Consider the following 13527-nt stretch of genomic DNA (forward strand, 5'->3'; position numbering starts at 1 on the left):
ACATTCGTTTATTTATCTTTTTTATTGCCACCCCCAAATACAGAGAAGTGTACATAACGTTTAGGATTTGCTTTAAGATCTATCATCAGGTTGTCCAGATTCTTGGAAGCATTATTCAGATTTTCGTACATTTTGGTGTCGTTTACGAGTAATCCAAGCGTACCCTGTCCTTCGTTGATTTTGGCGACGATGGTTTGCAGATCCAACATGGCTTTATTGGCATTGTCTATGGTCTGCTTGAAATTGGAAGCCGCAACCTGATCAGTAATGGAATTGACGTTATTTAAGATAGAAGAAATCTTCTGGTTGTTTTGCTTCAGGTTATTGGAAATCGCCTCCACGTTAGCTAATATGGCTGAGATCCTGGAGCCTTCCGAACCGACGAGGTTGTCTACTTTTTTCGAAGTCGCTTCAAGAGAAGAAAGCGTAGAGGCAATGCTGTTGAAACTTTTGTCTACGTTCTTCTGGAAATTTGGGTTGAGTATGGTATTGACGCTGGTAAGGATAGAATCCATTTTCGCGATGATCACCTCGGCTTTTTTCTGTACCGGTTCTACTGTTTCCAAAAGACCCTTAGATACATTGGCATTAAGTGTGTCACCGTCCTGGGCAAATACATTTCCGGTTCCAAGCTGCATGACAATCGCTTTGCTGCCCAACAAATCGGTACTTTCCAATTTGGCGATACTATTGGTAGGAATTTCATATTTCCCCTTGATTTTTAAAGTGGCCAGGATAGAGCCATCAGGCTGTAACTGGAGCTTATCTACACGTCCAATTTGAAAGCCATTGATCAGGACGGGTTTAGATACGGCAAGACCATCTACATGGGAATAGCGGGCATACAGTACAGTCTCACTGGAGAATATGGCATTGCCTTTCAGAAAATTATATCCAATAATTAACAGGGCGATGGAAAAGGCTGCCAGTATGCCTACTTTTGTTTCGTTTGCGATCTTCATTAATCTCTTAGTTTGTTTCAGTTTCTTTTTTAAATGTTTTTACTGCTTTGAAAATAGAGTTGACAATTTCTGCCGATCCTTTTTCGGAATTCATGTATTCTTCTTCATTAGGGTTGGAAATGAAGCCTATTTCCGTAAGTACTGCTGGCATGCCGCACCTTTGGAGGATGAGGATACCTTGTTCTTTCACACCTCTGTTTACCCTGTTGTCGTCATTTGTATAGTTTTCCTGCATGAGTTTTGCCAGTTTCATACTCTTGTCACGGAACAGATTCTTAAACAAAGATAGCAGAATAAATGTTTGAGGATCATTTGGATCATAACCATCGTAATTCTGTTTGTAGTTTTTCTCCAATTTGATGTCCTCGTTCTCTCTTATGGCTACGTCCTGCTCGTTTAGGCGATGTGAACCGGCTACAAAAGTTTCAGTGCCACGTGTAGTTGTGTTTTTTACATAACCATAGCGGGGAGTTTTCTTCCCTTTTTTAGTGGTATAGCCAACAACTACTTTTTTATCAGGCATAGAATTACAGTGTATGGAAATGAAAAGGTCTGCTTTATTGTCATTGGCCAATGCTGCACGTTTGTAAAAATCAACATCCACATCGGTCTTCCTGGTGTACAGAATTTTCACCTCAGGCATTTCTTCTTCAAACTTCTTGCCTAATTTGAGCGCTACTTTCAGGGCAACGTTCTTCTCGTAAGAGTAAGTCCCTTTGGCTCCTGGCTTATTTCCGCCGTGTCCGGCATCGATAACTATGGTTTTTACCTTGTATGACTGGGAAAAGGAAGCTTCTGAACTGAATAATAAAAAAAATGGCAACAGGAATACGGCGCTTTTCACTCTCATCTATATGTTGTATTTATTTAAATAAATGTACTAATTAGCCTTCAATGCTTTTCTTGTAATTTTCGATCGCTTTGAGGAGGCAGTCTGTAATTTCTTTTTGTCCCGCTTCGGAATTCATATAATCTTCTTCCTGGGGATTACTGATAAAGCCAATTTCGGTCAGTATCGCGGGCATACCGGCACGTGCCAGTACAGCCAGACTTTTTTCCTGAACTCCACGGTCGATCCGGCCAACATTTACATACTGGTCCTGAACCAGTTTAGCCAACTTTAAGCTCTGGGTCCTAAACGTATTCTTCATTAAGGAAAGTATGATAAAGTTTTCCGGGTTGCTGGGATCGAAACCTTCATAATTGTCCTTATAGTTGTCCTCCAGAAATATAGCCGCATTTTCCCGTTTTATTGCTTCGTCCTGCTCATTGACCCTGCCCATACCGGATACGAAAGTCTCTGTCCCCCTTGTTGAAGTACTTTTTCTGGAAACAGTTTGCTTAATGGGAACGCGCTTACCTTTTACTTTTTTATAGCCTGTAGTCACGGTTGACCGGATAACCGGCATGTCGTTACAATGGATGGAAATGAAGAGGTCTGCTTTGGCGTTGTTGGCAACGGCTATACGCTCGTATAAAGGGATAAATACGTCCTCAGTTCGGGTATAAATCACTTTAACATCTTTCATGGCCGCCTGTATGGCTTCCCCCAGGTGCAATGCCGTTTTTAAGGCGACATCTTTCTCTGTTGAATACAGTCCGTGGGTAGCTCCATCTTTGCCTCCGTGACCTGCATCAATCACAATAGTTTTTATTTTGTATTCTTGTGTAAATGCTTGAAAACTAGATATGATACTGATTGCCGTAGAAATAAATACGATCAAAATAACATTTGGCCTAAGCAATGGTATATTTTTCATTAATTTTGAACGTTTTGGATTAAACATTAATGCAAAAATAACATTCACACACGAATTTGAAACTTTTACGGTATATCATTTTTTTTAACGTCATCTGCTTATTAACATCTGTTAGTAGTCGGGTACTGGCGTCTAGTGCTTTATCCTGGCAACAAGAGGAAGTCCTCCAGCAACAAGACACTACGAAAAAGGGGCGCAGTCCTCTAGGTAACGCACAAAGTGCGCCAAAAGATACAACTTTAAGCGAAAAAGTGGAGTATGCAGCCCAGGATTCTATCGTAACCAGTGCAGATAGCAGCATCGTTTATCTATATGGAAAGGCCAGGGTTGTTTACCAGGGACTGGAGCTGGATGCCGATTATATCGTCTATTATAAAAATACAAACGTGCTGTTTGCCAGCGGGATGATGAACTCCAAGGGGAAGTACGTCGGCCGCCCCATCTTTAAGATGGAAGGGCAGAGCACCTCGAAAGCAGATTCGCTGCGTTATAACATTGAAACCGGTGCAGGAAAAATTTATCAGGTCTTTACTGAACAGGAAGGCGGATTTTTCTCCGGTGGTATCGCAAAGAAGCAGCCGGACGATGAAATCCATAGTAAAGGACAGATTTACAGTACCTGTAATTTACCCCATCCACACTTTGGAATTTACATCACGAAGGGTATAGTGACCAAAAATCAGATCATTACAGGGCCCGTTTACCTGAAATTTGAGGATATTCCCATGCCTTTGGGTTTGCCATTCGCCTTCTTCCCCAAACCAAATAAAAAATCTTCCGGTGTCATTTTGCCGAGTCCCGGAGAGGATGCGACAAGGGGATTCTTTCTTCGGGAAGGTGGTTATTATTTGGGATTAAATGACTACTGGGACGCAAAGCTATTGGGTACAATTTACACCAGGGGTTCTTATGAAGCTTCGGTATTGTCCAACTACACCAAAAGGTACAAATACAATGGGACTGTCAATTTCAGGTATTCCAATTCGAGGTATGGATTGGAAGGAACTCCTGAGTACAATCCGGTAAAAGACTTTAACCTGACCTGGTCACACAGCCAGAATGCCAATGCCAAGCCCGGGACAAACTTTTCTGCATCCGTGGATGCGGGAACGTCCAGTTTCAACAGAAATACTGCCGGTGGAAGTACATACGATCCAAACCAGATCACTAAGAATACACTGCGTTCCAGTATCTCCTACGGAAGGGTGTTTGGAAATGGAATCACGTTGGGGATTGCTGCTGATGGTTCTCAGGAGACACAAAATAAAACAGTGAGTTTGCGCTTGCCTGACGTGAGTTTAAGTGTACCTACCTTCAACCCTTTTGATTCGAAAGATCGTGTGGGGGAGCAAAAATGGTATCAGAAAATCACTGTCGGTTATAGCATGTCTGCGAGCAACAGCATCAATACCATAGAAAGTGAATTATTTAAACGCTCAAGTTTGAAGAAATTCAGTAATGGTGTGCAGCACCAGATCCCGGTAGGTATGTCTTTCAACGTATTGAAGTATTTTAACTTTAACAGCAATATTTCTTACACCGAGCGCTGGCATTTCCAGACCATTGAAAAGTCTTACCTGAAAGTATTGAACCAGGCAGACAAGCCTATAATAGATACCATACCTGGTTTCAGAAGAAACGGACAGTATAGCGTCGGCGGTGGTGTATCTACTAAGATTTACAGTACAGCACAGTTCAATAAATTTGGCAATTTCAAGGCTTTGCGCCATGTAATGACCCCGAGCATCAATTTTAGCTATAGTCCGGATTTCTCTGATCTGGCGAGAGGCTATTACAAGAATGCCAGGTATACGGATGGAACAGAGGTAATCAGAAATGGTGTGGCAGAAAAGTATTCCATCTTTGAGGGAACACTATACGGCGGACCTGGCTTGGGCCGGAGCGCAGCAATCAATTTCAGTTTGGAAAATACAGTGGAGGCGAAAGTGCTGACACCCAATGATACTACAGGAAAAGGGGAAAAGAAAATCCCAATTATCCAGGGACTTTCCATATCTGGTAGTTATAACTTCCTGGCAGAGAGTTTTAAGCTGTCCAGAAGTCTGGGCTTCTCAGGAAGGTCGCAGTTCAGCGACAAGCTGGGAATTAATTACAGTGGTACCTTGAACCCCTACGTAGTCGCAGATTCGCTTTCTACTACCGGTGACGTCAATAGTCCGAGGGTAAAATACCTGAAGGACAGGTATACCTGGCAGGATGGTAAATTTCCGAGACTGACCAGCTTTGGATTCTCATTTAACTACAGCCTGAACCCTGAAGCGTTAAAGAAGAAGATTGCCAATGAGGATAAGTTGAAGGAACAGGCCAATAAGACGGGCATGACTCCTGAGCAGGCAGAAGCATTGCGTCTGGTCAGCAGGGATCCAAATGCATTCGTGGATTTCAACATCCCATGGAATTTTTCTTTTAGCTACAGCTTTCAATATTCTACAACTGAGGTGGGAACAAACAGCAACATTACCAATACCCTCAACTTTAACGGGGATGCAAACATTACCCCTAAGTGGAAGGTGCAGTTCAACTCAGGTTGGGATTTTAAGGCCGGTACATTTTCACAGACCTCATTTGCAATCTACCGTGACCTGCATTGCTGGGACATGAGTGTCAGCTGGGTACCATTTGGAACTTATCAGTCCTACTCAATAGACATCAAAGTGAAGGCTTCCGTACTGCAGGATCTGAAATTGAGCAAAAGGAAGAATTACTACACCACCTACTAAAATTTTTGATTATGCTTGCTGAAATTATTACCATTGGGGATGAGATCCTGATCGGACAAATTGTGGATACCAATTCAGCCTGGATGGCTACACAACTGAACCTGATAGGCATTAAGGTGAAGCAGGTCACTTCAGTATCGGATGATGCAGCCCATATTACTGAAGCTTTAAAATTAGCGGAGCAACGGGCAGATGTGATTTTGATTACCGGTGGACTGGGGCCGACTAAAGATGACATCACCAAACTGACATTAGCAAAATACTTTAATGTTGGCCTACGCAGAGATCAGGAAACCCTGGAACACATCACGACCTTTTTCAAACGCCTGAACCGGCCGATGATTGAGGCGAACAATCAGCAGGCTGACGTTCCTGAAAACTGTACCGTGATCAAAAATAAAAATGGTACTGCACCTTGTATGTGGTTTGATCATCAGCATAAGATTATAGTTTCCATGCCCGGTGTACCTTTTGAAATGATGTACTTGATGGAGGAAGAGATCCTTCCGAGATTGAAGCACGCATTTAAACTGCCTTATATTTTGCATAAGACGATTCTTACTGCGGGATTAGGAGAGTCTTTCCTGGCGGCGGAGATCGCCGCAGAAGAGGATGCTTTACCGGCACATATTAAACTGGCCTATCTGCCCAGGCTTGGACAGGTACGTTTGAGGTTGAGCGGTATGGGCGTTGATGAAGTAAAATTAAAGGAAGAGGTAGATTTTCATGCGCAGCAAATTGCAGCACGTATCGGTAAATATGTCATTGCACAAGAAGATATCGCCCTGGAGAGAGCACTTATTGAGCGTTTGAAAGCGCGTGGACTTACGCTTTCTACAGCAGAAAGTTGTACCGGAGGATATATATCGCATCTGATCACCCAACATCCGGGCTGTTCCGCTGTCTTTATGGGTGGGGCAGTAGTGTATTCCAATGAACTAAAACAATCTATCTTAGGTGTGCGCAGCCAGACTCTGCTGGATTTTGGTGCAGTGAGTGAAGAGACGGTTAAAGAGATGGCATTGGGGGCTGTTTCGAAATTCAATACGGACTATGCAGTCGCGGTAACCGGTATTGCTGGCCCTGATGGTGGAACCGAGGATAAACCGGTTGGTACTGTGTGGATTGCAGTTGCAAATGGAAGTAAGGTAAGTGCAAAGAAATTCAGTTTTGGGGCCAAAAGGGCACAAAATATTGAACGGTCTGCTATAGCGGCACTGACGATGATTTTGAATGAACTTGGCCAAGATGAGGTTTAAGTCTTCGAAATACTTTACTTTTGCATCCAATATCAATCATGAAATAAAAAATGGCTCAATACGAATTACTGTTACCTAAAATGGGGGAGAGCGTTGCTGAGGCAACTGTCATCAAGTGGCTGAAACAGCCTGGTGACCGGATAGAGATGGACGATACAATCCTGGAGATCGCTACAGATAAGGTTGATTCTGAGGTGCCATCGCCCGTAGCAGGTAAGTTGATAAAGCAGTTGTTTAAAGAAGACGAAGTTGCACAAGTTGGTGCAGTCATTGCCATTATAGAGACTGAAGGAGAAGAGAAAAACACTTCGCAAGAGCAGGTTCCTGTTCAGGAAACGGTGACTGCGATCGTAGAAAATATTCCAGGTACTGAACAATTATTGCCTGCAGAGCAACCAGCAGAATCTTCAAATGAAGGATCTGAGCGTTTTTATTCCCCTTTGGTGAAAAGCATCGCTTCTCAGGAAAACATTACGTTCACTGAACTAGATGGTATTTCAGGTACAGGTGCTGAAGGAAGATTAACTAAAGACGACCTGCTCCTTTATATCCAGAATAAAAAGGGAAGCGGTAATTTGCAGAAGCCTGAAGTAACGCAATCAAAGCCCTTAGTTGCTCCTCCGATTGAAGCTTCGGAAGTTCCTTCTTCCGTGCAGACGAAACCCTTGGCCAGTGTGGGCGGGGGAGATGAAATCATCGAAATGGACAGGATGCGCAAACTCATATCGGAACACATGGTGATGAGTAAGCATACTTCGCCCCATGTTACTTCCTTCGTAGAGGCAGATGTGACCAATATGGTTTTATGGAGAGATAAAGTGAAAGGCAGTTTCGAAAAACGGGAAAATGAGAAGATCACATTTACACCCCTGTTTATTGAGGCGGTAACCAAAGCCATCAAGGATTTTCCAATGATCAATGTTACGGTGAACGGAACGCAGATCATTAAAAAGAAAGATATCAATATAGGAATGGCTGCGGCATTGCCGAGCGGTAACCTGATTGTTCCAGTGATCCGGAATGCTGACCAGTACAATCTGGTGGGCTTGACCAAATCGGTAAATGATTTGGCCAAACGTGCGAGGAATTCTAAATTGAAACCGGACGAGACTCAGAATGGTACCTTTACGCTGACCAATGTCGGTTCATTTGGAAATGTAATGGGTACACCGATTATCAATCAGCCTCAGGTAGCAATACTTGCCGTTGGCGCAATAAAAAAGAAGCCTGCCGTTTTGGAAACTGAATTTGGCGATGTCATTGCAATCCGTCATATGATGTTTCTTTCCCTTTCCTATGACCATAGGGTTGTAGATGGGGCATTGGGTGGCTCTTTTGTACGAAGGGTAGCCGATTACCTGGAAAACTGGGATGTCAACAGAGAAATATAAATCATGTAAAAGGCCCCATTCGGGGCCTTTTTACGTATCAAAACAAAATAAAAAGAACTAACTAGTTAAAAAGAATTTCTTCTTCAGACACAATCTGAATCTGTTGCTCTGTGTAGGTATATCGGCCCGTATGAGCTATAAAGACATCTTTTTGCTCAAGCAGATCGCGGTTGGCCAATAATGTTTTGAGGCTTACATTACCGATCACATATTTGTAATCGTTGCGGCTGAAGCGCTCAATGATGTTGTCGATCTGTAGTTTTTCCAATGTATATTCATGTACATACCTTAAGTAGACTTCGATGTTTACATTATCGGTATGGATTAATCCATTTTGTTGATGGTACTTTTTGTATTCATAACGGTAATCGTACCTCAAAGCAGCGATATCCGACAATACAGCTGCACCAGTAGGGTGACCACCTGCACCTTTTCCGAAAAAGAATTGCTTATCAGCAAAAGCCGCCTGAACCGTTACGCCATTGTATTCGTTCTCTACGTTGTAAAGGAAATCATCAGATTTCACAAATTTAGGCAATACGTAAGTGACAATCTGTTTTGTACTGATCTTGCGGGCAGTCGGTACCAGTTTGATTTTAAAGTTCTTTTCCCTTGCGTAGCGGATGTCATTCTCAGATAAATTTTGAATACCTACGTTCAGGATTTTATCCGGGCTGATAAATAGTCCGTAGGCATGTGCAGTAGCAATAGCCAGTTTAAATTTCGGATCATATCCTCCCACATCAAGAATTGGGTTGGTTTCGGCAAAACCGAGGTCTTGTGCTTGCTTCAGCGCAACACCATATTCCAGGTTTTCGTTGAAAATCTTAGAAAGGATGTAATTTGAAGAGCCGTTAAAAATACCACTGATTCCGTGCAGCAACTCGTTGTCGTAATACTCTTCCAGGTTACGGATGATTGGAATACTTCCGCAAACCGCACCTTCATACAATAGTGATGTGCCATTTTTTTCCTGCAGCTCTACCAGTTCGGCAAGGTGTGAGGCAATCATTTTTTTATTGGCAGAAACTACATTTTTGCCATTGCTGAGTGCTCTTTTAGTAATGTTAAAGGCGATATCAGCATCATCTATTAGTTCTACTATGGTATTGATCTCCGGATTGTTTAAAATCTCATCATGGTCGGTAGTAAAGAGCTGTGCATCCAGACTACGTTTCTTTTCCGGGTTTTTAATAGCTATTTTAACGATTTCAAGGTTCAGGTCTTGTCCGCGAATGATGTCATGCAGGCCTTGCCCGACTACACCAAAACCAAATAAACCGATCTTAAGTTTCTTACTCATCTTAAAAATTATGCTGTTTTATGTAATTTGATTATCTTTTTGTTGCTGCTTTCCTTGAGGAAAGTGCCAATGATGTTGGTTAATGTGTCCGTTTCTATCAGAAAGCCATCATGACCATATGCAGACTTGATGCTTTTAAAGGAAGCATCAGGTATGTTTTTTGCCAGGAACTCCTGTTCCGACAGTGGAAAAAGCACGTCGTTTTCTACACCAATCACTAAGGTCGTGGCTTTAATAGCACCAAGGGCATCTGTGATACTCCCTCTGTTCCTGCCGACATTGTGGCTGTCCATGGCCTTGGTCAGGTAATAGTAACTATAGGCATTGAACCGCTTACAAAGCTTTTCGCCCTGATAGTTCTGGTAGGAAGAAGCCCGGAATCCCCCTGTTTTATCGTTGACACTTTCCAATTGTGTGGCTACATAGGCATCATACGTTCTGTATGAAAGTAATGCGATGCTTCTGGCTACCTTTAATCCTTTGGTACCACCATCACGCTGCTGCGCATAGAACGTACGATCGGCAGTAATGGCCAGTCGCTGACTTTCATTAAATGCAATTCCCCACGGAGAATGTACTGCATTAGTTGCCACCAGGATCAGGTGCTCAATAATTTTAGGATCAATGATCGCCCATTCTACAGCTTGCTGACCCCCAAGTGACCCACCTATGAGTACTTTGATCTGCTCAATTCCCAGATGAGCTGCAAGCAAGCGGTGCGCCTGAACCAGGTCCCTAATCGTAAATTCAGGAAAAGCCAGGTAATACGGTTGCCCTGTAGTAGGATTTTGGCTGAGTGGGTTGGTACTTCCATAATGAGAACCCACAACATTCGCGCAAATGATAAAATGCTCTTCAGGATTAAACAACGCATTGTGGCCAAACAATCCTTTCCACCAGTCCAGCACGTCAGCATTTGCTGTCAAGGCATGACATGCCCAGATGACGTTATCTTTCTTAGCATTAAGCTTGCCATAAGTTTGATAGGCAAGCTCCACTTTGCGGAGCTTTTTGCCACTTTCCAGTTTGAAGAGTTTAGTATGTGTGTATGTTGTGTGCGTACTCATTAGTGATGTGGTAGCTTAATCAGCTGTTATTTTTTATTTATAGTGTTAAAAGCCTGCTCGAGATCGGCTTTGATGTCATCAATGTGTTCTATCCCGACAGAAATGCGCAACAGGTTTGGTGATACCCCGGCGGCGCTTTGTTCTGCTTCGCTGAGTTGCTGATGGGTAGTAGCAGAAGGTTGGATGATTAATGTTTTCGCGTCGCCTACATTGGCCAGGTGACTGATGAGTTTCAGGTTGTCGACCAATGCAGTAGCTTGTTCTTTGTCACCATGCAATTCAAACGAAAGCACTGCACCAAAACCATTTTGGAGGTATTTTTTAGCATTGGCATGATAAGGACTGCTTTCCAGTCCGGGATAATTCACTTTTTTCACTGCTTCGTGGTTTTCCAGCCAGGTGGCGAGGGCAAGTGCATTATCTACATGTCTTTGCACACGTAAGGATAAAGTTTCTAATCCCTGGATCAACAGAAACGAATTGAAAGGGGAGATGGCAGGGCCAAAATCCCTTAGGCCCTCTACGCGTGCGCGGATGATGAACTGAATGTTTCCAAAAGGACCATTCGCTCCAAATACATCATTGAATACAAGACCGTGGTAACCTTCAGAGGGCTCCGTAAATTGTGGAAATTTCCCATTTCCCCAGTTGTAATTTCCGCCGTCTACAATTACTCCACCGATACTGGTTCCGTGTCCGCCAATCCATTTGGTGGCCGACTGTACGACAACATGTGCGCCGTGCTCGATTGGCTTGAACAAGTATCCGGCAGCTCCAAAGGTATTGTCTACAATTAAAGGAAGATCGTGTCTGTTTGCAATGGCGGAAATTTTTTCAAAATCAGCAATGCTGAAGGCCGGATTACCGATGGTTTCTAAATAAATCGCTTTGGTATTGTGATCAATTTTGGCTTCAAAATCATTGGTGTCATCGCCATTGGCAAACTTAACTTCTATGCCCAGACGTTTGAAGGCCACTTTGAATTGATTGTAGGAACCGCCATAAAGGTGGGTGGAGGAAACGAAATTGTCGCCGGCCTGTAAGATATTATTTAAGGCAATGAATTGAGCAGCCTGGCCTGAGCCTACTGCCAGCGCAGCTACTCCACCTTCAAGTGCGGCTACGCGTTTTTCGAAGACATCCGTGGTCGGGTTCATGATCCTGGTATAGATGTTCCCGAATTCCTTTAACGCGAACAGGTTTGCACCATGCTCAGAGTTTTTGAAGCCGTAAGATGTAGTTTGGTAAATAGGAACTGCTCTGGATCCGGTTGTTGGATCAATTTCCTGGCCTGCGTGTATTTGGAGTGTCTCGAATTTATAATTTGCTGACATAAAATTTAAAGTTAGTAGAGGTTTGATACTTAGAATCAGCTAATACACAATGGTATATAGCGGTTTAGCGTATCCCGATGGTTCGGGACCTTCCAGGTCATTGATATCTAATGTAAAAGGAAGATTTTTAGATTTACCGCATGCAACAGCACATACAGTTATTCTGCCTAAGCGAACAGTAAAAATCAGAGAGATGCAGAATTCTTTGTAATGTTTTCATTTGTTTCAATTTATCTTTCCAAAAGACACCATGTCTACTGGTCAGGAATTGGCACCTTCTCCATTCGGGAGGGTTGCCAGTGGGTCAATGAGCCTGTCTCTCGCCACTTCTTTATAAATCAAACCTGTATAAGAGGGTTGACTTTGTTTAGCCTATTGCTAAAACATGATGCAAATGTATAGCTACGCATCAAAATTACCAAAATATTATTCTGATAAAATCTTAAAGTTCTGTTTTACAGTATTATAATTTTGATTTTAAGCCTTTTTAAAATAGTTTATAATTCAGTTATTGGCTCAAAGCCTGATCGATATCTGCAATCAGGTCATCTATGTGCTCCAGACCCACCGAGATCCGAATTAAATTTTGCGGCGTTTTAGTGTCGGGCCCTTCCACTGAGGCGCGGTGCTCAATTAAGCTTTCTACACCACCCAAGCTGGTCGCCTGAGCAAAAAGCTTAACTTTATTCACTACTTTCCTGGCTTCGTCTGCGCCACCTTTAACGAGTATAGACAGCATTCCTCCAAATCCGGACATCTGTTTAGAGGCAATTTCATGTTGCGGATGGCTGCTTAGCCCGGGATAAAATACTTGCGTTATCGCTGGGTGCTTTTCCAGGTGAAGCGCTAATGCCATACCGTTTAGGCAATGCCCCTGCATCCTGTAGTTTAGGGTTTTGATGCTTCTCAGTAGCAGAAAGCAATCGAAAGGTGAGGGTACTGCACCACCCACCTGTTGTATATTTCTGATTTTTTCCCAAAGCTCCGTCTTTTCAGCACTGATCAGCACTCCACCTAATACATCACTATGCCCACCGATGTATTTTGTAGAAGAATGCATCACGATATCTGCACCCAGGGCTATCGGGCTTTGAAGGCAGGGCGAGGCAAATGTACTGTCGCAGGCAAGGGTCAGTCCATGTGACTTTGCCACCTTCGCCACTGCAGCAATATCAGTGATCTTAAGGAGTGGATTGGACGGTGTTTCTATCCAGATCAACACCGTATTCGGTCTGATAAAAGCCAGAATGTTCTCGGGAATCGTAAGGTCTATGAAGTCTATTTCCAGCGTTTCTGAAAATATGTTCTGCAATTGCTTTTTGAATCCCCAATACATGTCATCAGGAGCAATGATGTGGCTTCCTGGCTTCAATGCCTGGAATAAGGCCATCCCCGCTGTATTGCCGGAAGAGAATGCGCAGGCTTCAAAACCATTTTCCAGTTCAGCGAGTACCTTTTCCAGTGAGGAACGATTGGGGTTACTGACCCTGCTGTACATGTGTCCGCCAGAATAGCCACCGTCCGCATCCCGTAAAAATGTCGTAGATAGATGTATGGGCGATGTCACATCATTCGTAGCTGTTTCAGATAAATTTCCTGCATGGATAGCGATTGTTTCCGGCTTCATTATTACGGGTTTAAATGTAAAATTTAGGGGCTAGTGCGACAAAGTTAAAAGTATAAAGGAAATCTGTGATGGTTTTGGCAAGA

Annotated in this window: 10 protein-coding genes and 1 riboswitch; of the genes, 3 read left to right on the plus strand and 7 right to left on the minus strand. The window is 43.2% G+C overall.

The features are described 5' to 3' along the window. Positions 1-8: 8 nt before the first annotated feature. Genes WAE59_RS05080 through WAE59_RS05090 form a run of 3 tightly spaced genes read right to left on the minus strand, consistent with a single transcriptional unit; the run spans position 9 to position 2722 of the window. On the minus strand, positions 9-962 hold the full coding sequence (locus WAE59_RS05080; protein WP_337854853.1) for an MlaD family protein: 954 nt from the start codon (positions 960-962) through the stop codon (positions 9-11). Between the two features lie 7 nt (positions 963-969). Then, positions 970-1812 (minus strand): N-acetylmuramoyl-L-alanine amidase family protein, encoded by an 843-nt coding sequence (locus WAE59_RS05085; protein WP_337854854.1) that lies wholly within the window; start codon positions 1810-1812, stop codon positions 970-972. A 34-nt stretch (positions 1813-1846) separates the two neighbouring features. Next, positions 1847-2722: an N-acetylmuramoyl-L-alanine amidase family protein gene (locus WAE59_RS05090; protein ID WP_443147245.1), complete on the minus strand. Its 876-nt coding sequence runs from the start codon at positions 2720-2722 to the stop codon at positions 1847-1849. Positions 2723-2778: 56 nt separating this feature from the next. Between WAE59_RS05090 and WAE59_RS05095 the strand changes: the two genes are divergently transcribed. The 3 genes from WAE59_RS05095 to WAE59_RS05105 are packed head-to-tail and all read left to right on the plus strand — an operon-like array spanning position 2779 to position 8113. Continuing rightward, complete coding sequence (locus WAE59_RS05095) at positions 2779-5463, plus strand: putative LPS assembly protein LptD (RefSeq protein WP_337854856.1); 2685 nt, start codon at positions 2779-2781, stop codon at positions 5461-5463. 11 nt (positions 5464-5474) lie between these two features. Continuing rightward, entirely contained in the window at positions 5475-6722 is a 1248-nt protein-coding gene (locus tag WAE59_RS05100; RefSeq protein ID WP_337854857.1) for a competence/damage-inducible protein A, read from the plus strand. A gap of 50 nt (positions 6723-6772) precedes the next feature. Then, the gene (locus WAE59_RS05105) at positions 6773-8113 is read left to right on the plus strand and encodes a dihydrolipoamide acetyltransferase family protein (RefSeq protein ID WP_337854858.1); all 1341 of its coding nucleotides are present in this window, start codon (positions 6773-6775) and stop codon (positions 8111-8113) included. A 61-nt stretch (positions 8114-8174) separates the two neighbouring features. On the opposite strand, the gene WAE59_RS05110 is transcribed toward WAE59_RS05105, so the two are convergent. From WAE59_RS05110 to WAE59_RS05125, 4 genes are all read right to left on the minus strand, one after another. Further along, the gene (locus WAE59_RS05110) at positions 8175-9416 is read right to left on the minus strand and encodes a homoserine dehydrogenase (RefSeq protein ID WP_337854859.1); all 1242 of its coding nucleotides are present in this window, start codon (positions 9414-9416) and stop codon (positions 8175-8177) included. 8 nt (positions 9417-9424) lie between these two features. Continuing rightward, a complete protein-coding gene (locus WAE59_RS05115) occupies positions 9425-10483 on the minus strand; it encodes a homoserine O-acetyltransferase family protein (RefSeq protein ID WP_337854860.1) in 1059 nt (352 codons plus the stop codon). A 26-nt stretch (positions 10484-10509) separates the two neighbouring features. Beyond that, a complete protein-coding gene (locus WAE59_RS05120; RefSeq protein ID WP_337854861.1) occupies positions 10510-11817 on the minus strand; it encodes an O-acetylhomoserine aminocarboxypropyltransferase/cysteine synthase family protein in 1308 nt (435 codons plus the stop codon). A 227-nt stretch (positions 11818-12044) separates the two neighbouring features. Next, positions 12045-12157, minus strand: a riboswitch (SAM riboswitch). Positions 12158-12325: 168 nt separating this feature from the next. Further along, positions 12326-13444, minus strand: a complete 1119-nt coding sequence (locus tag WAE59_RS05125) for a trans-sulfuration enzyme family protein (protein ID WP_337854862.1) — start codon at positions 13442-13444, stop codon at positions 12326-12328. Positions 13445-13527: the final 83 nt, after the last annotated feature.

It is taken from the genome of Pedobacter sp. GR22-6 (genome assembly GCF_037402555.1).
In the GTDB taxonomy this organism is placed as follows: domain Bacteria; phylum Bacteroidota; class Bacteroidia; order Sphingobacteriales; family Sphingobacteriaceae; genus Pedobacter.